Origin of the sequence: Leptolyngbya sp. GB1-A1 (genome assembly GCF_039962475.1) — a bacterium.
Lineage (GTDB): Bacteria > Cyanobacteriota > Cyanobacteriia > Elainellales > Elainellaceae > Leptolyngbya_A.
Window position 1 is genome coordinate 50,331 of sequence record NZ_JAMPLI010000018.1, and the last position, 25,342, is coordinate 75,672.

At 50.7% G+C, this 25,342-nt stretch carries 20 protein-coding genes; 11 read left to right on the top strand and 9 right to left on the bottom strand.

The genetic code is table 11. From position 1 onward, the window contains the following. Positions 1-54 precede the first annotated feature (54 nt). From NDI45_RS17250 to NDI45_RS17260, 3 genes are all read left to right on the top strand, one after another. Positions 55-1,581 carry a GTP-binding protein gene (locus tag NDI45_RS17250; protein ID WP_190794245.1) on the top strand — a complete coding sequence of 509 codons (1,527 nt, stop codon included), beginning with the start codon at positions 55-57 and terminating at the stop codon, positions 1,579-1,581. A 434-nt stretch (positions 1,582-2,015) separates the two neighbouring features. After that, on the top strand, positions 2,016-3,281 hold the full coding sequence (gene sigC, locus NDI45_RS17255) for an RNA polymerase sigma factor SigC (protein ID WP_190794246.1): 1,266 nt from the start codon (positions 2,016-2,018) through the stop codon (positions 3,279-3,281). Between the two features lie 124 nt (positions 3,282-3,405). Then, positions 3,406-4,236, top strand: coding sequence for an SWIM zinc finger family protein (locus NDI45_RS17260; RefSeq protein ID WP_190794247.1), 831 nt, complete (start codon positions 3,406-3,408; stop codon positions 4,234-4,236). A 102-nt stretch (positions 4,237-4,338) separates the two neighbouring features. Here NDI45_RS17260 and NDI45_RS17265 read toward each other — a convergent pair whose 3' ends face one another. Beyond that, positions 4,339-4,524, bottom strand: a complete 186-nt coding sequence (locus NDI45_RS17265) for a PCP reductase family protein (RefSeq protein WP_190794248.1) — start codon at positions 4,522-4,524, stop codon at positions 4,339-4,341. A 470-nt stretch (positions 4,525-4,994) separates the two neighbouring features. Between NDI45_RS17265 and NDI45_RS17270 the strand changes: the two genes are divergently transcribed. Both NDI45_RS17270 and NDI45_RS17275 read left to right on the top strand, forming a co-directional pair. Then, complete coding sequence (locus tag NDI45_RS17270) at positions 4,995-6,308, top strand: PQQ-dependent sugar dehydrogenase (protein WP_348248069.1); 1,314 nt, start codon at positions 4,995-4,997, stop codon at positions 6,306-6,308. 30 nt (positions 6,309-6,338) lie between these two features. Next, positions 6,339-7,265, top strand: coding sequence for a UbiA family prenyltransferase (locus NDI45_RS17275; RefSeq protein ID WP_348248070.1), 927 nt, complete (start codon positions 6,339-6,341; stop codon positions 7,263-7,265). 199 nt (positions 7,266-7,464) lie between these two features. Here NDI45_RS17275 and NDI45_RS17280 read toward each other — a convergent pair whose 3' ends face one another. The 3 genes from NDI45_RS17280 to bchL form a co-directional block, all read right to left on the bottom strand. Further along, a complete protein-coding gene (locus tag NDI45_RS17280) occupies positions 7,465-8,865 on the bottom strand; it encodes a ferredoxin:protochlorophyllide reductase (ATP-dependent) subunit N (protein ID WP_190794251.1) in 1,401 nt (466 codons plus the stop codon). Positions 8,866-8,985: 120 nt separating this feature from the next. Next, entirely contained in the window at positions 8,986-9,429 is a 444-nt protein-coding gene (locus NDI45_RS17285; RefSeq protein WP_190794252.1) for a DUF5331 domain-containing protein, read from the bottom strand. Between the two features lie 163 nt (positions 9,430-9,592). Further along, positions 9,593-10,456, bottom strand: a complete 864-nt coding sequence (bchL, locus tag NDI45_RS17290; protein WP_190794253.1) for a ferredoxin:protochlorophyllide reductase (ATP-dependent) iron-sulfur ATP-binding protein — start codon at positions 10,454-10,456, stop codon at positions 9,593-9,595. 1,254 nt (positions 10,457-11,710) lie between these two features. On the opposite strand from bchL, the gene NDI45_RS17295 reads away from it, so the two are divergent. Further along, positions 11,711-12,172: a Fur family transcriptional regulator gene (locus tag NDI45_RS17295; RefSeq protein ID WP_190794254.1), complete on the top strand. Its 462-nt coding sequence runs from the start codon at positions 11,711-11,713 to the stop codon at positions 12,170-12,172. Positions 12,173-12,376: 204 nt separating this feature from the next. Here NDI45_RS17295 and NDI45_RS17300 read toward each other — a convergent pair whose 3' ends face one another. Continuing rightward, a complete protein-coding gene (locus tag NDI45_RS17300; RefSeq protein ID WP_348248071.1) occupies positions 12,377-12,883 on the bottom strand; it encodes a GNAT family N-acetyltransferase in 507 nt (168 codons plus the stop codon). 508 nt (positions 12,884-13,391) lie between these two features. Between NDI45_RS17300 and NDI45_RS17305 the strand changes: the two genes are divergently transcribed. The 3 genes from NDI45_RS17305 to NDI45_RS17315 all read left to right on the top strand — a co-directional run bounded on the left by NDI45_RS17305 (position 13,392) and on the right by NDI45_RS17315 (position 17,854). Next, entirely contained in the window at positions 13,392-13,958 is a 567-nt protein-coding gene (locus NDI45_RS17305; protein ID WP_348248072.1) for a cytochrome C, read from the top strand. 572 nt (positions 13,959-14,530) lie between these two features. After that, on the top strand, positions 14,531-17,350 hold the full coding sequence (secA, locus tag NDI45_RS17310; RefSeq protein ID WP_348248073.1) for a preprotein translocase subunit SecA: 2,820 nt from the start codon (positions 14,531-14,533) through the stop codon (positions 17,348-17,350). A gap of 18 nt (positions 17,351-17,368) precedes the next feature. Continuing rightward, positions 17,369-17,854: a hypothetical protein gene (locus tag NDI45_RS17315; RefSeq protein WP_190794258.1), complete on the top strand. Its 486-nt coding sequence runs from the start codon at positions 17,369-17,371 to the stop codon at positions 17,852-17,854. A 173-nt stretch (positions 17,855-18,027) separates the two neighbouring features. Here the strand turns inward: NDI45_RS17315 and NDI45_RS17320 are convergent, their stop codons facing one another. From NDI45_RS17320 to NDI45_RS17330, 3 genes are all read right to left on the bottom strand, one after another. Next, positions 18,028-19,080, bottom strand: a complete 1,053-nt coding sequence (locus tag NDI45_RS17320) for an AI-2E family transporter (protein ID WP_348248074.1) — start codon at positions 19,078-19,080, stop codon at positions 18,028-18,030. Positions 19,081-19,297: 217 nt separating this feature from the next. After that, the gene (locus tag NDI45_RS17325) at positions 19,298-19,927 is read right to left on the bottom strand and encodes a DUF4126 domain-containing protein (RefSeq protein ID WP_190792447.1); all 630 of its coding nucleotides are present in this window, start codon (positions 19,925-19,927) and stop codon (positions 19,298-19,300) included. 166 nt (positions 19,928-20,093) lie between these two features. Continuing rightward, positions 20,094-22,070 (bottom strand): hypothetical protein, encoded by a 1,977-nt coding sequence (locus NDI45_RS17330; RefSeq protein ID WP_348248075.1) that lies wholly within the window; start codon positions 22,068-22,070, stop codon positions 20,094-20,096. A gap of 909 nt (positions 22,071-22,979) precedes the next feature. Between NDI45_RS17330 and NDI45_RS17335 the strand changes: the two genes are divergently transcribed. Continuing rightward, complete coding sequence (locus NDI45_RS17335) at positions 22,980-23,180, top strand: DUF4278 domain-containing protein (RefSeq protein WP_190792445.1); 201 nt, start codon at positions 22,980-22,982, stop codon at positions 23,178-23,180. 120 nt (positions 23,181-23,300) lie between these two features. Here NDI45_RS17335 and NDI45_RS17340 read toward each other — a convergent pair whose 3' ends face one another. Continuing rightward, on the bottom strand, positions 23,301-23,564 hold the full coding sequence (locus tag NDI45_RS17340) for a hypothetical protein (RefSeq protein WP_190792444.1): 264 nt from the start codon (positions 23,562-23,564) through the stop codon (positions 23,301-23,303). Between the two features lie 213 nt (positions 23,565-23,777). Here NDI45_RS17340 and NDI45_RS17345 point away from each other — a divergent pair, with 213 nt between their 5' ends. Beyond that, positions 23,778-25,292 carry a peptidase S10 gene (locus NDI45_RS17345; protein ID WP_348248076.1) on the top strand — a complete coding sequence of 505 codons (1,515 nt, stop codon included), beginning with the start codon at positions 23,778-23,780 and terminating at the stop codon, positions 25,290-25,292. The last annotated feature ends 50 nt before the right edge of the window (positions 25,293-25,342 follow it).

Genomic DNA, 25,342 nt, shown 5'->3' on the forward strand with positions numbered 1-25,342 from the left:
TTTCTATCGGTTCGGTAAGATCAAAAGAAGAACCCTTTATTTCTAGAGCCGCTCATGTCTCGGTCAAGTCTTTTGTTAGTCCTGGTTGGCATCATCCTGGTGTTGGGGCTAACGATTTGGCTAATCGGTTCCTTGTCACAGCTCTACTACAGCATTGCGTGGACATCGCCACTGCTGGCAAATTTGCTGCTGTTCCTCTTGATTGGACTGTTTGCAGCACTGGCGATCGTCCTGTTCTATTATGCGCTGCGATTCACGAAGCCAAAGCAACCCAAGCGGCTGCCGACTGTTCCTGTCGAAAAGGTCGATGCGGCAAGAGAGACGCTGCGGGCAGTACAGCAGCAAATTGACCAGATCGAAGACGAAGTCACCCGTCAGGCTCTTGCCAGCCGCACCCGTGAAATCGAAGAGAGCCTCAGCCGTCGGGAAATTCGAGTCGTGATCTTTGGCACAGGCTCTGCAGGCAAAACGTCCCTGATCAACGCGATTATCGATCGCATTACCGGACAAACGGCGGGGGGGCAGGTTGGCGCACCGATGGGAACCACCTGTGTAGAATCCACCTCAAGACTCCAGCTTCGCGGCTTGGGACGAGAGATTTTGCTGACTGACACCCCCGGAATCCTGGAAGCAGGCATCGCAGGAACAGAACGAGAACAGGCGGCGCGAAAGCTAGCGACCGAAGCCGATTTGCTGCTGTTTGTGGTCGATAACGATTTGCGCCAGTCTGAATACACCGTGCTTCGATCGCTTCTCACTATCGGCAAACGATCGCTCCTCGTCTTCAACAAAACCGATTTATATCCCGAAGCCGACCTGGAAGCCCTGATTGCTCAGATTCAGCAGCGGCTTCAAGATTTAATCTCAGCAGAAGATATCATTCCGATCGCCGCCAACCCTCAGCCCGTGCAGCTCGAAAGCGGCGAATGGCTCACCCCTGAACCCGATATCTTTCCTTTGCTTCAGCGCATCGCAGCCGTTTTGCGATCGGAAGGCGAAAATTTGGTGGCGGACAACATTCTGCTGCAATCCCAGCAGCTTAGCGAAGCGGCACGGCAGCAAATCGACGACCAGCGACGACAGCAGGCAGAAAAAGTTGTCGATCGCTATCAGTGGATTGTAGCAGGAGCCGTTACCGTCACTCCTTTACCGGGAGTCGATCTGTTAGCAACGGCGGCAATTAACGCCCAAATGGTGATCGAGCTGGGGCGCATCTACGGCTGCGAAATTAATCTGGAGCGAGGAAAGGATCTGGCAATTTCCTTAGCAAAAACCCTGGTCAGTCTGGGCGTAGTGCGCGGCGCGTTTGAACTGCTCTCAATTACGCTGCAAACCAATGTGGGAACCTTTCTCGTCGGTCGAGCCATTCAAGGCGTGACGGCAGCCTATCTCACACGAATTGCTGGAAAAAGCTTTATCGAATACTTCCGTCGCAATCAAGACTGGGGCGACGGCGGCATGACGGAAGTGGTGCAGGAACAGTTTCGCCTGAATCAGCGCGACGAGTTCATCCGAGCCTTTATGCAGGATGCGATCGACCGAGTGGTGCAGCCGCTAGTTAATGCTAAGCAGGCTCCTTGAAAGGCGATTTGATTTGAAAAGTGAACTTGTGACCTGAACTGCTTCCAGTTTCTGGCTAGCTTGTACATCTGCGTTAAGTCGGCGATCGTTGTAGGTTTTGCAGTTCCCTGATACTTCTCTAAACGCCTGATAAAAAACTCGATCGCACCGTAATCTTTACTTCAACTTGATAAAGCAACTTCATTCCTTCAAGCAGCAATTCGGGAATCACCGATACAAAGAATGTAGGTTAGAGAGTTCCCTGCATAATTCAGAACTGCCGTGATTTAAATCAATCACGAATTGGGTGTATCCGTCACAATTTGCAAAGCCAATCGAGCAAGACGTGAAACTTCACGCTGCTTAAAGAAGTCGTGGTTAATTAGCCCCCAAAGTGGGAACACTCTTGACAGGCAATCTATGCCCCCTTACACCGGAGCACTGAGACGAACACTATGACAGCAAGACCTTTTCGCGCTGATCTTGATTACGCTGAATCAGCCAGTGTCGTCAACTTTGAAATGAATGGTGAACACGATGCCTCTGACTTCTCTTTGGAACAGGCAGAAACAGAGCTAGTCAGCCTGGACTTTGAGGATGCAGATCCAAATCAACTTTTGCGAAACGCCAACCGACGCACCACTGATCTTGTGCGGCTCTATCTCCAGGAAATCGGGCGGGTGCGGTTGCTGGGACGCGATGAAGAAGTTTCAGAAGCCCAAAGCGTTCAACGCTATATGCGCCTGGTAGAGCTTCGTAATGAAGCTGCCGAAAAAGGTGATGCAGAGATCCAGCCCTACGTGAAGCTGCTTGACATTCACGATCGGCTTGCCTCGCACCTTGGTCATCGTCCTTCCTGGGAACGGTGGGCAGTTGAAGCTGAAACCACCGTTGCTGATCTAAAAATAATGCTGTCCACCGGAAAGCGTCGCTGGGCAGAGCTGTCGGAAATGACCCCAGCAGAGCTGGACCAAGTTAAAAACGAAGGAACCCGCGCCAAAGATCACATGATCAAGGCGAATTTGCGTCTGGTTGTCTCGGTTGCCAAGAAGTATCAGAATCGCGGACTTGATTTGCTGGATCTGATCCAGGAAGGAACACTGGGTCTGGAACGTGCCGTCGAGAAATTTGACCCCACCAAGGGTTATCGATTCAGCACCTATGCGTACTGGTGGATTCGTCAGGGCATTACCCGCGCGATCGCCACTCAAAGCCGCACAATCCGCCTGCCCGTTCACATCACCGAGAAGCTCAACAAAATCAAGAAGGCGCAGCGCAAGATTTCCCAGGAAAAAGGCAGAACTGCCTCAATGGAGGACATCGCCGCCGAACTGGAAATGTCGCCTAGCCAGGTGCGAGAAGTGCTGCTGCGCGTGCCCCGTGCCGTTTCGCTGGAAACCAAGGTGGGCAAAGAGCGGGATACGGAGCTGGGCGAACTGCTGGACGATCGCGACGGTGTAACTCCTGAGGAGCTGCTGATGCGCGAGGCACTCCACCGAGATCTTCAACAGCTCCTCACCGACCTCACTACTCGCGAACGCGATGTGATCCAAATGCGGTTTGGCTTGGGCAACGGTCAACCCTATTCACTGGCAGAAATTGGACGGGCACTCGATCTCTCTCGTGAACGCGTTCGCCAGATTGAAGCCAAGGCACTGCAAAAGCTCAGACAGCCAAAGCGACGCAACCGCGTCCGGGACTATCTAGAATCACTCAGCTAGTTCAACCAGCGAGTTCAATCCACTTGCAAAAACTGATTCTTCATCATAACGATTCGCCTAAAAAACGATGAGTGCTAGGAACTGGGCTAATCCCCGGTTCTTTTTATTTGTTTATACTGATTGCATGACTTACGATACACAGGCAAGCCGGGAATGGTGGGCACAACGCTGGATCGATGTGCTGGAGTCATTTGGCTGGGTGCGACGACTCGCCCGTGCCCGAAACTATGCGCGGGAAGGCAATGTGCTGAAAATTGAGTATCAGGGAGCCAAAGTCTCTGCACTCGTCCAGGGCACCGCACCCGAACCCTACAAAGTTAGCCTTTCCCTCGACCCATTTAACGATGAGCAGTGGCAGTATGTGATCGAGTCGATGGCAGAACGCGCCATTTTCTCAGCCAAGCTGCTGGCGGGCGAGATGCCGCAAAATATCGAAGAAGTGTTTACAGCGAACGGGCTGAGCCTGTTTCCGCTCACAAAGTTTGACATCCACAGCCGCTGTTCCTGTCCTGATCCGGCGAATCCCTGCAAGCATATTGGCGCACTTTACTATGTGCTGGGCGATCGCTTTAGCGAAGATCCGTTTGTGCTGTTTCAGCTTCGGGGACGCACTAAGGAGCAGATCATTACCGCTCTGCGGGAAATGCGAAGCGCGAAGACCGAAGGCGAATCTGACCTACCCCCGATCGAGACCGCTTCAACAAATCAAATTTCCCTCGATCGCTTCTGGCAGTACGATCAGCAGCTTGAGCCGTCTCTTGTCGTGATTGCGCCGCCGCCCAGCAGCGAAACGGTTCTGGATATTTTAGGGACGTTGCCCCTGAAATCTGACACGCCAGGCAATCAGGCGATCGTCTCAGCCCAGCACGTTCAGGAATATCTCAAATCCCTCTATGCCCAGGTGAGCCAGCAAGCGGTCCTTGCTGCGATGTCTACCGGAAATCAGGACAACTAATGCAGCTAGTTTTCAGCAATTGCTGGAAATAAGGCGATGCAAAGCAGTTCCCCTACGGGGTAATCGAGAAGCAATTCGAGAAAAATAGGATTGCCCAAATTACTATTGCCCAAATTCTAATCGGGCTTGCTCGACCAATTCTGGTGTCACCGTGTCTAGTTCTGCTTCACGGGCGAGGGCTTCAATGCGCTGTCTTGCCTGCGATCGGACGAAGAAAGGGATGTTTTTTAGCTTCGCTTCGGCTTCGGCAGTCCAGGTGGGGGAGTCGGAGAAGTGGGGGGTTGACATGATGAGGAGATGGGGGATGAGGAGATGAAGGGGAGGCTGTTAGACGTGCTTGCAGAGTGGGAGAGAGATAGGGGCTTGAGTTCAATTTTGTCTTGAATTTAGAACTCTCGAGCTGCTCTGGAAACAGATCAACATAATGGAATTATAGATAAGCTATTATCTATAGCTGAAGCAGCATTCTTTCACTTCGATAGTCGCTTGCCATTAATCTACTTGCCATTCGATCACCTCTTTCAGTTTGCCTTGCTTACAGTTTGCCTTGTTCAACGATTGCTGTGTCAGGGTTTACCTCAGTCGTAGCCCAGTATCTAGACACGAATTTGTTTTCATTACAAGTTCTTACTGCAAGGTTTCGTTGCAAGGTTTCATTGCAAACCGATCGCGCAGGTCTACAGCATGTTTAGCGCAGGTTTAGCCTGTTTACTCAAACCTTGATTTACGCTAGCCCGATTCAAAAGGAGTTAGTTGCTATGCTTCACCGGATTCAACCCAAAATTCAGAATCGTTTGCAGCTTGTGCAGCGATCGTTCAAGACTGCCTTTGCCAGGGGCATATTACTCTTTGTAGTTGCGGGCTGTGCTGTGCCTCAAATTTCATCGGCTCCTTCCACGAGTTCTCCGGCAACGGGCACTAGTTCTGAGCCGGCTACTGCCACAAAAGAGAACAATCAGACTGGAGGATCTAATCAAACGATCGCTCAGGCTCCTGCTTCTGGTGCAGCGCAACGCTATCGACAAACGGTTGTTCTAGACGGGCTAGAGCATCCCTGGAGTATGGCATGGCTTCCCGATGGGGCAATGCTGGTGACAGAGCGACCGGGGCGGCTGCGAATTGTGCGCAATGATGTGCTTGATCCAACGCCGATCGCCGGAGTACCACCCGTGTTTGCATCGGGGCAGGGCGGATTGATGGAGGTGTCGCTTCACCCGCAGTTTGCCCAAAATCGGTTTGTTTACCTGACTTATTCTCACGGCAATGCCTCCGCCAATCAAACCCGTGTAGCGCGTGGTGTGCTGGAGGGTCAAACCTTGCGCGATGTGCAGACCATTTTTGAAGCGGCTCCGCAAAAGTCGAGCACGCAGCATTTTGGCTCCCGGATTCAATGGCTCCCCGATGGAACGATGCTGGTGTCGATCGGTGATGGCGGCAACCCACCTGTTTCGCTTAACGGCGATCTAATTCGCAGGCAGGCACAAAATTTGCAAAGCCGTCTTGGTAAGATTGTGCGGCTCAACGATGACGGCTCGATTCCTGCTGATAATCCGTTTGCATCGAATGCCAATGCTGATCCGGCAATCTGGAGCTACGGACACCGCAATATTCAAGGGCTGACCCTTAATCCGGCAACGGGGCAAGTTTGGGCAACGGAACACGGGGCACGGGGCGGCGATGAGCTAAATCAAGTGCAGGCAGGCAATAACTATGGGTGGCCCCTGGTCACTTACAGCCGGGAATATTCAGGCGGCGAAATTTCCTCAGAACGATCGCGCCCCGGCTTAATCGATCCCAAGACGGTCTGGCAATCTGGCATTGCACCCTCTGGTCTGACCTTTTACACGGGCGATCGACTCTCTGGCTGGAAGGGCGATTTGTTTGCCGGAGGGCTGGTGGGACAGGCAATTCAGCGCATTGATCTCGATGCTTCAGGAAACGTGGTGGGTCAGCAGACGATCGCCATCAATCAGCGCGTGCGGGATGTGCGTCAGGGTCCCGATGGCTTGCTATATGTTTTAACGGATGAATCTAACGGACAGATGATTCGCATTGAGCCTGTTGCTCCCTAGCATCAAGATAATTCTGCTCTTGATTGGCTGATGCAAAAAGTTCGTTTATTTCTGTTCGAGTCGGTGCTTGAGCCTGCTCGATCACGCTGGGTTTATCCGTTGGTGCTCAGATGCCTGCATTTTCTGATCGATTCCAGCCTGTGGACAGCTGCCGCGCTTGCTTCTCTAGTGTTTTTTGTTCAGCAGACTTTGCGCCTGCCTCCCGGCACTCTCCCGATCGCCCTCATTTTCTGTGCCGCGCTAACGTTTTATAACCTCGATCGCTTTGCCGATGCGATGATGCCGGACCGTTCGAATGAGCAGCTTCCGGCTTTTCATCGTAGTCCGGCGATTGTGCTGCTGATGCTGGGGGCGGGGGTGGCGACAGTTGTTTTGCTGGTTCAAGCTCCGATCGCCGTGCAAAAGGTCAGCATTGTGGGATTCATTGCGCTAGCGTATGGCATTCCTTTGTTTCCACGACAGCTTTCGCATCGGCACGATCGACAAACGCGCTGGCATCGCATCAAAGATATTCCCGGTGCAAAAGCCTGGATCGTCTGCGCCACGATCGCTTACGCACTGACTGCCATTCCGCTTGCCTATGCAAATCAGCCATTTACCCCTGCTGCCGTTCTCACAGCCGTCTTTCTGCTGATGGTGACGGGTTCCAATGCCCATGTGTTTGACATTCGTGACCTGAATGACGATCGCAAACAGGGCGTACCCACTCTACCTGTTTTGGTGGGTATCCCCTCAACCCGAATTCTGTTAACTGGATTCAATGCGGTTGGACTCGCTGGATTGCTGGGTGGCTGGATTAACGGTTGGAACATTCCCTCAGTTGCAATTGTGCTGCCGATGCTGCTGCTGACGCTGGCTTGTGTCTGGACATTAACCCCAGAAACGGAGCGATCGATTTACAACGTTTGGGTCGATGGGCTGCTGTTTTTACCCGCTCTGGGAGTTGGGCTAATGTGAACAAAGCAACCTCCTGATGGGACTCAGCGGATGCTTGAAAAGCCTTAATAATCGATCAGTTTTGCGACGCGATCGAGGATGCCATGCTGCGACTGCACAGTCTTCAGCTTCGTACAGCAATTTGGAGTACATCAGGGGCTAAAAAAATCCCCACGCCGATATCAGCGCAGGGAACAGAAATCAAGAACAGGAGAAGATTCTAAACCGTCGTTTCCTTCACGAGCTTATCCCAGCCCAGATCCTTGAGAGAATTATTGCGGCGGAGCGGGCGGGTCACCAGTTCCAGAATGTCGCGGGCGTTGCTGAAGCCGTGAATTTGCGCGAAGGTAAACTCCACTGACCACTTGGTATTGATGCCGCGAGCCTCTAGCGGGTTCGCATGTGCCATCCCCGTGATCACCAGATCGGGCTGAAGCTCATAAATGCGCTGAATCTGGTTGTAGTTGTCCGGCTTTTCAACGATGCGGGGCAGGGGCACGTTCATTTCGGCACAGGTTTTCTCTAGCAGAGCCAGTTCCGCACCCTGGTATCGCTTATCCATGTAGGGAATGCCGATTTCAGGCACGGTCATGCCGCAGCGAATCAGGAACCGCGCCAGCGAGATTTCCAGCAGGTTATCGCCCATAAAGAACACTGACTTGCCGCGAATCAGCTTCACGTAATCTTCCAGTCCTGCCCAAATTTGCGCTTCTCGCTCATCCAGCCCCTTCGGCTCAATGCCAAACACCGAGCAGATTTTTTCGATCCAGGCGCGAGTGCCATCGGGACCGATCGGGAAAGGCGCGCCAATCAGCTTACATTTGCGTCGGCGCATCAGGGTCGTTGCCGTGCGAGACAGGAACGGATTCACCCCGACCACATAATCGCCCTCGGCCAGGACGGGTAGTTCGGTAAATCGCTTGGCAGGCAGCCAGCCCGAAACTTTAATTCCTTGTCTTTTGAGTTCCAGCGTGAGCTGTGTTACCACGGGATCGGGCAAAGAACCAAACAGTACCAGCGGCGGGTGATCCACATACTCCGATTCTTCAGCCGCAACTTCTTCCTTTTTGCGTCCAAAGTTGAGCAGCTTTTGAATGGCATTGCGATCGTTCTTCTCTGCCTCTGCGGTCGGAGCACGATCGGGGCATCGATGAGCCATTGCCGCCAGCACTGTATCTTCGCCCTGAGTAAAGGCATAGTCCAGACCGTTTGCCCGTGCCACGACGATCGGAATCCCAATTTCCGCTTCCAGTTTAGGAGCCAGCCCTTCCAGATCCATTTTGATGATTTCTGTGGTGCAGGTTCCAATCCAGACAATTACAGAGGGATTGCGATCGCGCTTAATCTGGGCACAGAGCCGCTTTAGTTCCTCATAGTCGTTGAGCTGAGCCGAGATGTCGCCTTCTTCTAGTTCTGCCATCGCATAGCGAGGTTCGGCAAAAATCATCACGCCCATCGCGTTTTGCAGAAAATAGCCGCAGGTCTTTGTGCCAATCACGAGAAAGAAGCTGTCTTCAATCTTCTGATATAGCCAGGCCACGCAGCTAATCGGGCAGAAAGTGTGATAATTGCCCGTTTCGCAGTCGAAGTTGAGGGATTGGGGTTCGCTTGCCAGAGTCATAAAATTCGGTTTCCTTAAAGGGATGTTATGGGGGCGATGCAAAGCACTTCCCCTTCGAGGGTCATCGTTGAAACGAACGAAAGCAAATGTTTTTGTCCCGCCAATCCCCCTAATGTTCTGCTAGTTCGTTCGCTCATACCTCAGGTTGGGGTTTGGTCCTACTCCTTCACAGGCATCGTCTGGCTGGGCAGGAGCAGGGCGATCGATCGCGTTCTGAGGGATAGGAGAGAAATTGACCACATCGGTCTGGCTGGGGAGCAGTCGGATCGGCTGGGCGGGGATGTAAGCAGCTTCAAGTTCTTCCAATGCCTCATCGGGGTTGAAGTTCAAACCCAAGGCAATCACAATGCGATCGGGATTGCTGCTGAGATCCACAATCAGCGGAAGTAGCTCAAGCAGATCGGGTTCGAGCGTTGCCAGGGTTGCCAGAATAAAGCTTGAAGAAGGACGACGCTGACCTTCACAGTTGACCCAAACGCCCAGTTTTACCAGCCAGTCTCGATGGGTGCGGTAGTAGCTGAGCCACAGAGTTTTGAGGGATTTGCGGAGATGTTCAGTATTCACGGAATTTATCGTGCTGGATGCAAAAGACGATCGCTAAATTTTGCAGAAATAGTGCAAAAAATTATGCAAACCCACTCATACCGTAAAATGGCGACGCATCACCCAAAGAAACAAGGGATTTTCAGCTTTTGTTGCGATCGAGATTTGCTGCTCCGCACTCACACTAAACCATCATCAGATCCAGTTCTTCCTCGGCCTTGGGCTGATGCTTGGTGGGATTGAGATAGAAATCAGACAGCAGGGTAAACAGTTCGCGATCGGGGGCATCCTTAGGCACCACGCCTTCGGGACGCGCCAGAATTTGATCGGCAATATTGAGGTAATAGTCGCAGACATAGTTCAGCGAGGGGTCGGATTCCGCCATTTCAAACAGCGTTTTGCCCTTCACCCGCGACACCCGAATATCTTCGATCAGGGGCAGAATTTCCAGCACGGGCATTGGCACAGAATCCACATACTTATCGATCAGATCCCGCTTGGAAGTCCGGTTGCCAATCAGTCCTGCCAGGCGGAGGGGATGGGTTCTGGCTTTTTCTCGCACCGAAGCTGCAATCCGGTTGGCTGCAAACAGCGCATCGAAACCGTTATCGGTAACGATCATGCAGTAGTCGGCATAGTTCAGCGGAGCCGCAAAACCACCGCAAACCACGTCGCCCAGCACGTCAAACAAAATCACGTCATATTCGTCAAAGGCGTTGAGTTCCTTCAGCAGCTTCACCGTTTCGCCCACTACATAGCCGCCACAGCCTGCTCCTGCCGGAGGACCACCCGCTTCAACACAATCTACGCCGCCATAGCCCTTGTAAATCACATCTTCGGGCCACACATCTTCGTAGTGGTAGTCCTTTTCCTGGAGCGTATCGATGATCGTGGGAATCAGGAACCCAGTTAGAGTAAAAGTACTGTCATGTTTTGGGTCGCAGCCGATTTGCAGCACTCTCTTTCCGCGACGCGCCAGCGCAACTGAGATATTGCAGCTTGTCGTCGATTTGCCAATTCCGCCTTTGCCGTAAACCGCTAATTTCACGCTAAATCTCTCCTGTCTGTAAGTCTTTTTACCCAATACGCAACGCGGCTTTTCGCGTCGTTTCTGGTGTTTCTGTGGCGATCGAATCTCTGTCTAAGTCTCTGTCTAAAAAATCCTTGCTAAAAATCCTTGGAATTTAGAGATGGGTCGCATCAGACAAGCAACACGACCCGGAGCCTCAACCTCAAAACCTTGTCTGGTTCATAACTGCATTATTGTTCACTTTCCCAAACAGTAAAAGGGACTTTGAAAACAGAAGGGGGTTTAATTCTACCTAAGAAGAAGCTATCCGTAGTTTAGATGAGCTGCTTTAGTCTAAATCTGAACTAATCAAGAAAATAATGCCACGCTCGATTTGTAATAACTCCTTACGTTAATACAGAACAAAAGACAAACGTTGCGCTGCGCTTTTCCGAGTTCTATCTGGCAAATGCTGTTTAGCTCTAGGGCGATCGCTGGGTTGCTTTACTTCTGAAGGGTGGTTGCCTGAATCGTCGCTGAAAGGTGGATGGGTGAGGGTCTTAAATCCTGGAGATTCCCCTGAGAGTCGCTTTCAATAAGGGGAAGCAAGCCTGTTTAAGAGCACTTCTGGAGCAGTCGATAAGGTTTAGCAGCTCAAAGTCCCCTTTTTGAAGAGGAGTTTAGGGGAACCTCCAATCCTTCGCCGTTCGCCAGGTACTTCAACAAACATGCTTGAACTTCCGGGCTGACCAAGATCAAGTAAAACCCTTTTTCCTTCCAACCCTCGCCGCTTTGTAAAAAATGATAAATTTTCCAGAATCAACCGCTTTAATCCAGGTTGATTAACCTCGCTCAAAGGGTTGAAAAATGGCTCTACTTGTGCGTTGCGGTAGACATTCTGCGCTTTTCTAAGTTAAAGTTGTAGTGAGTTCGATTTAGGAATTGGGTGCTTAAGTTGCTTTACTGTGCTGATGCTCCTACTGATTCACCCGTGAGCCTCACCCCATGAGTACAACAACCCCATGAGTACAATATGAGTGAATGCCGAGGGTATTGCAGACTGAGATTAGGCTTGACCAATACCATGTTTTCAGCGTGGACTTAAGCATCACGAACGAGACGCTGCCTAGAAAACCCTGTTTCTGCCCGCTTGCTCAACTGTTTTCCTTGCATCGCCACTCATCGTTCGATCGGATTTAGCATCAAAATTGTCAAAATATTGCCAGTACGAAATCCAGTACGAAATAAAAACAGGGTTATTCAATCCATTATTAAGCTGTAGGGAAGGGAGTTATGGAGACAGGAGCAGCATCAGTTAAAAAACCAATTCGATCGCTCGAAGAAGCTCTAGATCACTGTCAATCGCTCGGAATGCGTCTGAGCAAGCAGCGTCGCTTCATTCTAGAACTGCTGTGGCAGGCAAAAGAGCATCTCTCAGCGCGAGAAATTTACGATCGACTGAATCAGCAGGGCAAAGAAATTGGGCATACCTCGGTGTATCAAAACCTGGAGGCATTGTCAGAGCAGGGCGTGATCGAGTGCATTGAGCGATCGGATGGTCGGCTCTATGGCAACATTAGCGATCCGCACAGTCATGTGAACTGCATTGATACCAATCAGATTATGGATGTTCACATCGAGCTACCCGAAGAGCTGCTGCGCCAGGTGGAGGCACAAACGGGCGTTCGCATTCTGAACTATAAGATCGACTTTTTTGGTTATCGGCAGGCCGAGCAAGTCGCCGCAGCAGATTAGTTCCGAGAGTTTATCTCCATTGAGGAAAACTCTTTGCGTCCGAATCTTCAGAAAAGAACGAGTTTTCGTAGCAATTTCAGTTTTATGAGCTAGACAGTTTTATGGTTAGACAAACGGGGAGGGTTAACCTCCCTTTTTTCTTGTCTGTTTTTTTCTTATCTGTTTTTTCCTGTCTGCAAAGCGATCGCCCAATTTCACTCCAGGTTAACCGCGATGCAACACCTCTTCCTGCACCATTTCTTGAACCAAGGGCAGTCCTTGCTGCGAGACAGGCTGGTTAAACAGCACCATTGTCGTGGTCTGGTTTTCCTCGAAGCCGATGCGCTCGTAAAACTTCTGCTGATTTGTGGTCATCAGATACACCCGCTCGGCGCGATTCAGATGAGGGTGCATCAACAGCGTTTCGACCAGTTTCCGTCCCAGTCCTAATCCCTGATAATCTGGGTGAACAACCACATCCCAAATAGTGGCGCGATAAATTCCATCCGAAGTTGCCCGTGCAAAACCAATCAGTCGATCGCCGTCCCAAGCAGTCACAATTGGTCTACTATTTTGCAGGGCGATCGTCCAGTCTTCAAGTTTGCGATCCTGTGCCCAGAATGCCGTAATTTGAAAGAGTGCTTGCAGTTCTTCAAGATCAATTTGACGAGACCCTGTTCCCACTGCAAAGCCTTCGTGAATACTGAACTGAACGTGACGGCAATCGTGCATGGATTCCCTCTTCCTCCGAAAATCGTCTGAGTTGTAGTATTTGAGTAGTGCTGGATGGTTAGGTTGGCTGCATTCGCTCGCAGTTTGCATTGCAGGTTTAGCGTTATCCTGTCTTACGATAACTTCAGGTCTTCTGCTTTATAAGGCAAAACTCAGAAATGATTCTTCACTCGATCGAATGACTTTTAACGCAATTTCAGTCCCCTAGTGGAACTTTGGCAACCCTGAGCAGTCAGGTCAGCCAGTTACATCACTGATGATCAGAATAATCTGAAGTTTCGGGTTTGAGCAGGTGGGATCAGCGCAATTTTACTCCGCCTCTGGGAGGACGCTGACGCTGAAAATTGCAGGAAACGAAGGTACCAGCTTCATTTCATTAGTGATAAGGGCTACCGCTTTTCTAAGTTTCCCATTCTGAAATCCTGACAATTGTGCCTGTCATTCTTTCCTCAAACACCCCCGCTTTATACCTCCTCGAATTGTTTGCCCCGTTTGCCTGATTGAATCTATGCCGTTTTTGCGCTTTACCCGCTGGATTCGTCGCCGCCCCGCTCTTCGCTGGTTCAGGGTGACGCTGCTGCTGCTGGTTTGGAGTCTTTGCTTAGGTTGGGGACTCGCCCAGGCAAAACCTTCGATCGCCCAAACGATCGCCCAAAGCAATGCTCCTGATTCTCAGGCAATTGGCACAGTTGACGTGATTCGCCCGCAGTTTCAGGTCGGACAGGAACTTTATCTGCAAAACTGCGCTACCTGTCATTTGGCACTGCCGCCTGCCGCAATGCCGACCCAAACCTGGCAAGCGCTCATTCAAGATTCGCAGCACTATGGAGTACAGATCGAACCCCTGCGAAGCCCTGACCTAGAGATAGTCTGGCGATATCTCTCTACCTTTTCGCGATCGACCAATCGCAACGAAATCATTCCCTATCGCATCCAGCAATCGCGCTATTTCAAAGCACTGCATCCCAAAGTCGAGTTTCCTCAGCCCCCCAGCGTAAGAACCTGCGCCACCTGCCATCCTGCTGCTGCTCAGTTTAATTATCGGAGTCTCGCACCAGAGTGGGTAGGGGAGTAAGTAGGAGAGGATGAGGAGATGGAGGGTGCAGAAATTGACAGAATCTTAGCTTTGCTAGGGGAAGGATGGCTTCGTGGAGGCTAGGTTCAAATTTTTGCGTGGGTTCAGCAGAAGCTCGGAAATTTTAGCTCTGAGTAACCCGCTTCAAGTTTCCAGTACAAAATCTTTCGATCGAACCCGAAGTCATACATTCAAACAAGTCATACACTCACACAAGTCACACGCTCAGAGAAAACAGTATCGCCCAACTCCCTATCCCTCCACTTCCTTTACCCCTCCCCAATCCCTATTCGGCTATCCCCCAACCCAGACTTTCCCCCGGTTTGAATCCAGATGGTACGATGAAAGTAACTTTGCCAATACTCAATCAATCTTTAGAACCGTACTGGTGAAGACTTTGGGGGATTTTGAGCGATCGAGTGAGTCAAATTGCTGGGCTGAACCGTGAAAATGCGTCACACTTTACCTAGACTAGAAAAGCCCGAACTCCAAAAGCGATCCCTCGGATAGCTGCACCCTGCGCCGATACAAATTTCCCTATTTCTCCCTCCTATTAGAGTCTCTCGTTTGCCATGTTAAAGAAACTGCTGGGCGACCCCAACGCACGTAAATTAAAGAAGTATAAAAACGACATTGTCGAAGTCAATCTGCTTGAAGAAGAAATTCAGGCATTGTCCGACGAGCAGTTGACCGGCAAGACGGCAGAGTTCAAGCAGCGGCTCGAAAAAGGCGAAACGCTGGACGATTTGCTGCCCGAAGCCTTTGCCGTGGTGCGAGAGGCAGCCAGACGCGTCCTGGGAATGCGGCACTTTGATGTGCAGTTAATCGGTGGCATGGTGCTGCACAATGGGCAAATTGCCGAGATGAAGACCGGGGAAGGCAAAACTCTGGTTTCGACGCTGCCCGCCTACCTCAACGCTCTAAGCGGAAAAGGGGTTCACGTCGTCACAGTGAACGACTACCTGGCACGGCGCGACGCGGAATGGATGGGACAGGTTCACCGCTTTCTGGGACTGAGCGTGGGTTTGATCCAAAACAGCATGACCCCGATCGAACGCCGCAAAAACTACGCCTGCGATATTACCTACAGCACCAACAGCGAACTCGGCTTCGACTATCTGCGGGATAACATGGCAACCTCGATCGAGGAAGTCGTGCAGCGTCCATTTAACTATTGCGTGATCGACGAAGTAGACTCGGTGCTGATCGACGAAGCCCGTACCCCGCTGATTATTTCGGGACAGGTCGAGCGTCCGAGCGAAAAGTATATCCGAGCGGCTCAGATTGCGGCGGCGCTCACCAAAAAGGAAAACGAAGACGACCCTAACGGACACTACGAAGTCGATGAGAAGCAGCGTAACGTCCTGCTGTCTGACGAGGGTTTTGTTGCCTGCGAAGATTTGCTGGGCGTTGAGGATTTGTTCGACCCGAAGGATCCCTGGGCGCACTACATTTTTAACGCGATCAAGGCAAAAGAGCTGTTCATGCGCGACGTGAACTACATTGTTCGCAATGACGAAATTGTGATTGTGGATGAGTTCACCGGACGGGTGCTGCCCGGTCGTCGCTGGAGCGATGGTCTGCACCAGGCGATCGAAGCCAAAGAAAACGTCGAAATCCAGCCGGAAACGCAAACCCTGGCAAGCATTACCTATCAGAACTTCTTCCTGCTTTATCCAAAGCTGGCGGGCATGACGGGCACGGCGAAAACCGAAGAAGCTGAATTTGAGAAGATTTACAAGCTAGAAGTGACGATTATTCCGACCAACCGCATCACCCAGCGGCGCGACCAGCCCGACGTGGTGTACAAAACTGAGGCGGCAAAATGGCGGGCGATCGCTCAGGACTGCGCTGAGTTCAACCAGCAGGGACGACCCGTTCTCGTAGGAACTACCAGCGTGGAAAAATCCGAAGTGCTGTCGCGGCTGCTGGCTGAGCTGCAAGTGCCCCATAATTTGCTGAACGCGAAGCCGGAAAACGTAGAGCGCGAGTCAGAAATCATCGCCCAAGCCGGACGCAAAGGAGCCGTGACGATCGCCACCAACATGGCAGGACGCGGCACAGACATCATTCTGGGTGGAAACGAAGACTACATGGCGCGTCTCAAGCTGCGCGAGTTCTTTATGCCCCGAATTGTGCAGCCAGAAGATGGCGATGGCTTTTCAGTCACCAGCGTGATGCACGGCGACTCCAGATCGGGCGGTAAGGGGTTTTCCGCGCCTACCCCTGGACAAAAAGTAAAAACCTGGAAGGCATCGCCGCAGATTTATCCCACGGTACTCTCAAAAGAAGTCGAGAAAGCTCTGAAGGAAGCCGTTGACTTTGCCGTGCAGCAGTATGGCGAACGATCGCTTCCCGAACTTCAGGCAGAAGACATTGTGGCGGTTGCTTCTGAAAAAGCTCCGACCGAAGACCCGGTGATTCTGCGGCTGCGCGACGTTTATAACCTGATCCGCAAAGAATACGAAGCGTTTACCAAAGCCGAACACGAAGAAGTCGTGGGGCTGGGTGGTCTACACGTCGTCGGGACAGAGCGACACGAATCCCGCCGGATTGACAACCAGCTTCGTGGACGGGCGGGACGACAGGGCGACCCTGGCTCGACTCGCTTTTTCCTCAGCCTGGAAGACAACTTGCTGCGAATCTTTGGCGGCGATCGGGTTGCAGGCTTGATGAATGCCTTCCGCGTCGAAGAAGATATGCCGATCGAATCAGGAATGCTGACGCGATCGCTCGAAGGGGCGCAAAAGAAAGTCGAAACTTATTACTACGACATCCGGAAGCAGGTATTTGAGTACGACGAAGTGATGAACAATCAGCGTCGTGCCATCTACGCCGAGCGGCGGCGCGTTCTGGAAGGGCAAGACCTGAAAGAACAGGTGATCAAGTACATCGAGAAAACGATGGATGATATCGTCGATGCTTACATCAACCCTGAATTGCCCTCAGAGGAGTGGGAGATCGATAAGGTCGTGACCAAGGTGAAGGAATTCATCTATCTGCTCGAAGATTTAGAGCCGTCCCAGCTTGCCGATCTGTCGGTGGGCGAAATCAAGACCTTCCTGCACGAGCAAGCCCGCATTGCCTACGACATCAAAGAAGCCCAGGTGAACCAGCTTGAGCCAAACCTGATGCGGCAGGCAGAGCGATTCTTTATCCTTCAGCAAATTGATACCCTCTGGCGCGAACACCTTCAGCAAATGGAGGCTCTGCGCGAGGCGATCGGTCTGCGAGGCTATGGTCAGCGCGACCCGCTGATCGAATACAAGAGCGAAGGCTATGAACTCTTCCTCGAAATGATGACCAATATTCGCCGCAACGTCGTCTACTCGCTGTTCCAATTCCAACCGCAGCCGCAGCCTGTAGTGCAAACGCCGTCTGAGCTGGTGTAAGTGCAGGAGAACTTTGGGATGGACAAACTGCTAGACGAAGCGCGATCGAGAGAAATTGCTCAGGAGATCCGCAGCAAAGCGAAACAGCCGTTTGAGAATGCCTATAAAGCAGCTCTGGCGATCAAAGACGCGCTTTACGTGCAGGGTTTTCTGGTGAGCAAAGCGAGATCTAGTGAGCCGATCGAGCATGGTTGGCTGGAACTGGACGATTGCCTGATCGACCCCAACCTGCCTCACCTGCAAGGCAATCCAGAAACCCTGTTCTATTTCACGGCGCAGCGTTTATCGGTCGAAAGCTTGAAAGCTGCCGTAGAAGAGGCAAAAGAAGACTATCCCGAAGATGATCCTCTGCCTATCTACGGCACAACGCCCTACGAATATTACGGCAACGTGATGCTGGGCGGCAAAGAGTATCAGGAAGCGTTTGCGGCGGCTGAGGCAAAGTGTCAGGAGCTGCAAAGCTCAAACGGCAAAAATACGAACGGTCACAATTCCCTGAACTAATTTCCCAACTAATCTGCTAACAGGAAGTTACCTGCTGCCCGGAACCATCTCTTTGCCTCTGGGGTTCGGGCAAAACCTATTTTTCTGGGTGCTTTCAGAGCCCCCAACCTGAGGGAATTTCGGGGACAATGTGGAATTTCTGGAACTTCTCAAATCCCCTCTACAACCAATGATTACTTTGCCTGCATTTCTTTAATTTCTAACAGGCTTACAATCACTCCGGCGATCGGCACGGCTAGTAACACACCTAGGAGTCCCGCGATCTGAGTGCCTACCAGCAGTGCGAAAAAGATTACGACTGGATGTAGATGCACTGTGCTTTGCATAACACGCGGCGAAATTAAATTATCCTGAACTTGTTGCAGCAGAATTGAAACGACCAGCACTTTGAGGGCAGTCAGCCAGCCGCTCTGCACCAGAATAATTAGACAAGCAATACTCACGCCCAGCGTTGCTCCGATCCCAGGAATCAGATCAAACAATCCTACAATCACCGCCAGAACCAGAGCAAAGGGAATCTGGAAGATTTCAAACACTAGAAAACTGGCGCAGGTCAGCAGAATAGAAATAATAATCTGTCCTCGAATAAACCCTAGAAAATTGGTTTGAATTGCCTGAGCAACTCGCCTGCGGTGGGCATGAGGAACCGTCTTGAGTAGCCACCCCCAGAGCCTTGCGCCATCAATCAGCATGAAAAACGCAACGACCAGAATAATAATAAAGGTGACATAGTTGCTGAGCAGCGCAGGAATCGAGTTCACTGCAAAGCTGAGCGCAGACGCCAACAAATTTTGAATCTGCTGTTCCAGGGGTTCCAAATCGAGCGGAATGTCACGAGCTAGCAGCAGGTTCTCAAGACGAGTGAGCGGATTTTGAGAAGATCCCAGTGCAGTAATCACTGTTGTAATCAGCTGCTGAAGCTGGCTTGCAAGCGCAATTCCGGCACTCACCGCAATCACGACGAGCGACAATAAACTAAGCACAATCACCACGCCAAGTGCGGCACTGCGTCCAAGAAACCGTTCCAGATATCGCACCGGATAGTTGAGCAAAAGCGCAAGAATTGCTGCAAACGTAAAGGTAAAAATAACGTATTCAAAATACTGCAATAGCTGAACTAACGCCCAACCCGAAGCAAACAGCAACAGAAAACGGACGAGAGAACTCGTACTGAACCGATCCCAGAGATTCACGACATCGGTGCGCTTGTTTTGAGTTTCATTCATCCTCAGATTCCTGCCCATTTATTCGCTATCGCGTCCACATCATGGCTATTTGCTGGACAAAGAAAATCCGCTCGCCGCAGAACTCTTCCCTCACACCCCATTCAAACTTTGTAACAGAGCGCTATCTGATTCTTTCACTAGAAGGCAGGATCTGGATATCGCTCAAGAGGTAAGTTAATTGATTCCTCCGATCGGTAGAGAACTATTGCAAAGCGGATTACGTCGGGGTTTGAGTGGGAGTCTGAGTGGGGGTTTGCGTTGGGGTTTGAGCCAGATTCGATCGAGCCGCTGCAAGAAACTGCCGTGCCCTACGAAGAAGCGTCAGCACCAGCACAATTACCAGCACTCCGGTTGCGACCGGCAGCGTAATCGCCAGAACCGCCAGTCCGATCGCGAGCACTAGCTCGATCGTGGCAAAGATGGGGTTGGTCAGCCCGACCGAAATCGAGGTGGAAATCAGGCGCAGAATATTGTTCATGCCCTTGGTTAAGCCTGCTGTGCCTCCACCCGCAATAATGGCTAGCGTCCACTGAAGCAGCGGATTCAGCCCGGAGGTTGCCAGCGCAGTGACCAGGGTTCCGGCAATCACGGCGGCAGGCGTAGCGATCGTATCAAGCAGATGGTCTAACCAGGGAATGTAGTAGCCGATGACCTCTAGCAGGCTTGCGGCTGCCAGCACAATCAGAGCTTGATTGGTTTCAATCCAGTCGAAGTTGGTAGGCAGATCAATATGTCCCAGTACCGCAGCCACACTCAAAACAAAAAACGGCACAAAAACTCGAAATCCTGTTGCCGCGCTCAAACCAATGCCCAGCAGCAGATCAACTAATGTTTCCCAGTTCATCATGGGATTTACTACTCCTTTATATCAGCATCAGATTTATCAGCATCAGACCATTAGGGATAGGTGAGTATGAGGATACGTGGAATATGAGGATGCGTGAGAAGTTATAAACGAAACAGTACAATCCGATCCTATCCCGCTAGACACATCTCTTGAGCCGTTTTTAGGTTCACTGCTTAACCTGGTGTTCTTCAGAACTACTCATTGTTTGATTCATTGTTCGATCGACGCCCTGGCTGCTTAACCAAGTCAACCAGTCGAGCAACTCTTCCTTAGTTAACATGGCGCGGCTGGGTTTAGTATATCGATGCAAAAGCCGATCGCGAATCTGGTCGTGCGTCCACCGCAGCCGCCTGATCTCTACAGAGACAAATACCAGCAAATCAGATAGATCGTCTGATGAATGCTGAAATGAATCTTTAGCTAGGTTTCTGAATGAATGCTGAAATAAATCGAAAGGTGAATGAACGGCGATCGAATTAGACAGGAGATTTTCAGATTCAGAGGAAGGTTGAACGCAGTCAGGAAGAACCTGAGCCAAATCATGGGCATGTACAGCTTGAGAACCTGTTGAGTGAACAGGACAACTGTTGATTTGCTGAACGTGCTGGCAAGATTTTGCTTCTGCAATCAGGATAGGATCGCCCGAATTAAGATACTGCTGAAGTCTAGATTCATACTGCTCTTCACGGCGAGCAATTTGAGAAGCCTGGAGAATTCGCTCAGACGATCGATCGCTAGAACCCTCTTCAGAAGAGACATTACCACCATTACTGGGGAACAAGCTTGTACAGCTAAGACCGTTCGAACTGGTTTCCAATTGATCGGACGGTCTAGCTGAAAGTGAAGTTGGGGGGTGCGGGGGGTTTTCCACAGCTAAATCGTTTTCCACAGCCAGCCAGCTTTCCACCTGCTCAGGATGCCACAGGTCACGATGGCGATAAAGCGAAGCTCCACCAATGCCGTATTGCAATAACGCCTGAAACCGAGCTGTTGTTTTTGCAGGCAAGCTGTCTCTTTCTAAAAGATCCACGATCGCCCGTCGAATTTTTTCTCTAGCGGATTCTGACTGTTGCTGATTCCAGGAAAGAAGCTGCTCACGTGTAGCCTTTGCCTCAGGAGCCTGAGCAGTACTGCGATGAGTGTAGTGAAAGTAATGGCTATTCTCGGCGCAGCTCGCCCATTCTGCGGCACGGTGTTCGATTTCATGCTGATGTCTGCACCAATCTCGATATCCTGGAAGTGATCGAGCAATGGAAACAATTTGATCGATTAGAGCCTGTCCAGTAAGGGGTTCACCGCCCTGTGTAACATGATGAAAAACATACGTTCTCAGAGCAATGCGTCCTAATAAGCGATTTGTTTGTCCATGTGCGGTCCAACCCTGTTCGATTTCAGTATCGAGATCGTTCAAAAACTTATCTGCTTTTCCTGAAATTCGATAGTGTCTGTGTTTGTTTTGCTTAAGAAGCTGGCGTAAAACTTTTGTCTCAACAGAATTGCACGACTGAACAAACCGCCATTGCTGCACAAAGCGCGATCGATCGCTCCAAACGGTCTCAAAATTCTGATTCAGTAAGTAGGAACCTGCCTGCATTGGCAAGCGGTGGGCATTGAAGAGCGTCGGCTTTTTCGTAGTGCTGAAAGGCTTGGGATTGGGAAAGAGTTCGAGCTGTCCGGGCTTGAGCTTAAATCCTGCGTTCTCTAATAAGGCTGCCACGCAAGCAGCTAAGTCCCAGGAGCTGCGAGCATCTTGAAACGGTAAATACAGGTGAATGCCGCCGCGATAGCTCGACTGACAGGCAAGGTACGCCGTGAAGCCAAGCGGCTCTAGAGCAGCCATCATCCGCCCGATCGCAAACGAATCAGCCTGGGGATGATAGGCACTACCTGTGTCAATATCCAGCAGGCAATAGCGCGTCTGAGAGCTAAACCGCACTCCATACAGCGCAGATCCCTGAAGAATCAAACGATCGGATAAAGGATAGCGGCTCTCGGTTTGCCAGTGAGGGGATTGAGACGGTTCGGGATGCTCCGCGTAAATGAAATCAAATCGATGCGGAAATAGAGCAAGAAACTCATCTCCCTGCTCTAAGACATAGCGAAACGCTTCCGTGGCAACAGACGCGACGATGCTGCACCTCATTGAAATCGATCGCGCCTATTGTGTCAGGTTTGTCTTAAGCAAACAGGAGACCGGATCAGTCTGATCAGACTGTTTAAAGCTTGTCTCATCCACCTACAACCCTTGTGGAATCAAGGCTTTAAATATTACAGGTGACGAGATCTGGAGAAAAAGTGACTTGATCCAGAGGCGATCGTGCTAGGATTGGGAGCCGTTTGTCTCACGCCAAAAGCTGGGCGAGCGGAGGAATTGCTGTCTTTTTTCAGCAGAAGTTGATCTGAGACAAAGCAAAGTTCCTCAGCTGGTTCTACTTATCAACAGGTTGAGTAGGAAGCCGTGGGAGATGGTCAGGCAACGCTAGATATAGAGCTACCTCTTTTGCTGGGTTAAATAGAAAAAGAAGAGAAACTCGGTTTTAGTGATGCGATACGGAGCCGTCTGTCTCACCTTTTTCGGGAAAAATGAGAAACCTAGAGTGCAAGTAAGCTGCAAGTCGGTTGTTCTAAAGTCATTGATTTCCCCCGTTTCCCAGTTCTTGGGGCTCCTTCATCTCTAAATTAGCGCTCAGAGGCGATCGAATTTTGTCTTTTTGAGAGCAAACAGTTGTATTACTTGTCTTACTAAATTCGATGTCGGATGAATGCCTCGCCCTTGAATGGTGGAAGAGTGCTGCAAGAATCAAGCAATTGAAAATCCACCAGCGTTATCCACCAGGATTGAGAAATTTGAGGGGCAGTGCCGTTCTACCAACATTTATCACCACACTTCCAGTCACCCCACTTCCAGCGCAAGAAGTAGCGACATACGGAGCAGTCTGTCTCACAAGTAAGAATTATCCCTCTTCCAGAGGAACCAATCGGGTGATTGCTTGAGGTTTGATGCTAAAAATTAATTTCCTTTGTTTCACCCCTCACCCCCAGAATAGAAGTTATGGAACTCCAGTATCGAGGCGTTCGCTACAGCCTAAATTCCAATTCAATGACCGTTGAGAATGCATCAGTGAGCGGACAATATCGCGGTGCGAAAGTTAGATTTCATCAGCCGATTCACAAGCTGGCAATTCAGCAGGTTCTACACCTAATGTATCGCGGAACTAAGTTTGACGAAGCGATTGGTACACCGATCGCCTAACTCCTCGCTTGCTCCAATTCTCAGCCCTCATCTCTAAGCGATCTTTAAAGTCAACGCTTCCTAAGGTTAATCGATCGACCTAGCGCAAGGGCTAGGTTTTTTGTTGTCTTGAAGATTGCTTTAGTTAACTGCAGCCCACATCCAGGTCAGGACAAACATAAGTCCAATTCCTACTAAGAAATCCGGTTTTTCCTGCCATAGCTGATGGAATCGGTCGCGGACAAACCGGAAGAAAAAGCGTCGTTCTTGTCCCAGTTCTGTCATGTATTGCGCGACTTTTACATCCACTTCTTCGATCGAGACCTCACCTCGTTTATAGGCAGCGTCCAGGGTATCCAGCTTTTGCCAGTACTCTTTTGTGGACTCCATTAAGTTAGGAACCATGCTTTTAAACCCAACAATTACTTCAGTGGTCGAACTTGGATTAACCCTAACGCGATGCTGAGGGAAAATTAGTCTGCATAGAGTTAGAAGCGGTTTTTATCAATGGTTAGAACTCCCGCTGTTATGAAAAGTTTGCGATCGCCCCCCTGATAGATAGGGTTATCCTTGAGAGTGTGTTCAATCACTTTCCCTATTACCGTTTGTCTACGCCTTATGTCCGATACGCCAAATTCGACCCGCAAAACTAGCGTTACTGAACATACCTTGTCTCTGCTTGATCGCCAGATTTCCTACACTGCATCTGCGGACTGGCAAACGCTGTTTGATAAGGACAAGCCGATCGCCGATATGTTTCACGTCGCGTATCTGGCGAAAGCAGAAGCTGCTTCCTCGCGACCACTCACTTTTGTATTTAATGGGGGACCCGGAGCGGCATCTGCTTATTTGCACATGGGCGCACTCGGTCCAAAGCGAATCTATTTTGGCGAAAATGGCGCCTTGCCCAAACCGCCCGTTCGATTGATCGATAACCAAGAAAGCTGGCTTCCTTTTACTGATCTGGTGTTTATTGATCCGATCGGCACTGGGTTCAGCCGCAGCTCTCAGGCAAATTCATCTGACAAAGCAGACGCAGACGCGAAGCCAGACGAGAAATCAGCCACCAAAGACAGCGAATCCTCGAAGGAACCGAAGGAAACCGAATTTTGGGAGGTCGATCGTGATCTGAAAGCACTGGGAGAGTTTATTCAACGATTTCTATCGCGACAAAACCGCTGGCTCTCGCCGATTTTCATTGCTGGGGAAAGCTATGGCGGATTTCGGGTAGCAAAACTGGCGCGGATGCTTCAGCAGGAATTTGGGGTGGGGCTATCGGGAGCAATTCTAATTTCGCCTGCGCTAGAGTTTAGTTTGCTCTACGGCAGCGATTACAACCTCACCTCCTGGACAACGGTATTGCCTTCGTTTGCAGCATCGGCAGCACACCACGATCGCGCTGAGTGGGCAGGGCAACCGGGCAATATGCAGGCACACCTGACCGCAGCTGAAGAATTTGCCCGCAAGACGCTGATTCCCCTTTTGGTGATGGGCGATGCAATGGCGTTAGAAGAGCGACAGGCAGCCTATGAGCAGATGGCAAAGCTGATTGGCTTACCCCAGTCTATTGTGGAACGGCAGGCAGGACGCATTGGGATCGATGTGTTTTCGCGAGAACTGCTGCGCGATCGACAGCGGATTGTGGGCTTATACGATGCTTCGATTACGGCGATCGATCCCTTTCCCGATCGCACGAACTTTGAAGGCACTGACCCCACGCTGGATGGACTCGATCGCCTCTTTACGGGTGCAATCAACAGCCATCTGCGCGATACGCTCGGCGTTGAAACGGATTTGATTTATAACCTGCTGAACTACGAAACCTTCAAAGCCTGGAAGTTTGATATGAACGGGCAACTCAAGCAGGGTTTTATTGGTGCAGTCGATGATTTGCGGGTCGGCATGACGCTTAACCCTTATATGCAGGTGTATATCACTCACGGACTCTTTGATTTGGTTACGCCTTATTTTGCTTCCAATCATCTTGCAGATTTGATGAAGCTCAATCCTGAAATTCGCCCTAATTTGACGCTAAAACATTATGAGGGCGGACATATGTTTTACACCTGGGAACGATCGCGCCAGGAATGGTTTGGTGAGATGCAAACGTTTTACCAGAAGGCGATCGAATAATTCAGATAATTATCACAAAGTTATCCCAAATTGCAATCCGTTACCTCTTC

Coding starts and splice junctions, on each gene's coding strand:
- NDI45_RS17250 (WP_190794245.1), top strand. CDS start 55: ATGTCTCGGTCAAGTCTTTTGTTAGTCCTGGTTGGCATCATCCTGGTG.
- sigC (WP_190794246.1), top strand. CDS start 2,016: ATGACAGCAAGACCTTTTCGCGCTGATCTTGATTACGCTGAATCAGCC.
- NDI45_RS17260 (WP_190794247.1), top strand. CDS start 3,406: ATGACTTACGATACACAGGCAAGCCGGGAATGGTGGGCACAACGCTGG.
- NDI45_RS17265 (WP_190794248.1), bottom strand. CDS start 4,524: ATGTCAACCCCCCACTTCTCCGACTCCCCCACCTGGACTGCCGAAGCC.
- NDI45_RS17270 (WP_348248069.1), top strand. CDS start 4,995: ATGCTTCACCGGATTCAACCCAAAATTCAGAATCGTTTGCAGCTTGTG.
- NDI45_RS17275 (WP_348248070.1), top strand. CDS start 6,339: ATGCAAAAAGTTCGTTTATTTCTGTTCGAGTCGGTGCTTGAGCCTGCT.
- NDI45_RS17280 (WP_190794251.1), bottom strand. CDS start 8,865: ATGACTCTGGCAAGCGAACCCCAATCCCTCAACTTCGACTGCGAAACG.
- NDI45_RS17295 (WP_190794254.1), top strand. CDS start 11,711: ATGGAGACAGGAGCAGCATCAGTTAAAAAACCAATTCGATCGCTCGAA.
- NDI45_RS17300 (WP_348248071.1), bottom strand. CDS start 12,883: ATGCACGATTGCCGTCACGTTCAGTTCAGTATTCACGAAGGCTTTGCA.
- NDI45_RS17305 (WP_348248072.1), top strand. CDS start 13,392: ATGCCGTTTTTGCGCTTTACCCGCTGGATTCGTCGCCGCCCCGCTCTT.
- secA (WP_348248073.1), top strand. CDS start 14,531: ATGTTAAAGAAACTGCTGGGCGACCCCAACGCACGTAAATTAAAGAAG.
- NDI45_RS17315 (WP_190794258.1), top strand. CDS start 17,369: ATGGACAAACTGCTAGACGAAGCGCGATCGAGAGAAATTGCTCAGGAG.
- NDI45_RS17320 (WP_348248074.1), bottom strand. CDS start 19,080: ATGAATGAAACTCAAAACAAGCGCACCGATGTCGTGAATCTCTGGGAT.
- NDI45_RS17325 (WP_190792447.1), bottom strand. CDS start 19,927: ATGATGAACTGGGAAACATTAGTTGATCTGCTGCTGGGCATTGGTTTG.
- NDI45_RS17330 (WP_348248075.1), bottom strand. CDS start 22,070: ATGAGGTGCAGCATCGTCGCGTCTGTTGCCACGGAAGCGTTTCGCTAT.
- NDI45_RS17335 (WP_190792445.1), top strand. CDS start 22,980: ATGGAACTCCAGTATCGAGGCGTTCGCTACAGCCTAAATTCCAATTCA.
- NDI45_RS17340 (WP_190792444.1), bottom strand. CDS start 23,564: ATGGTTCCTAACTTAATGGAGTCCACAAAAGAGTACTGGCAAAAGCTG.
- NDI45_RS17345 (WP_348248076.1), top strand. CDS start 23,778: ATGTCCGATACGCCAAATTCGACCCGCAAAACTAGCGTTACTGAACAT.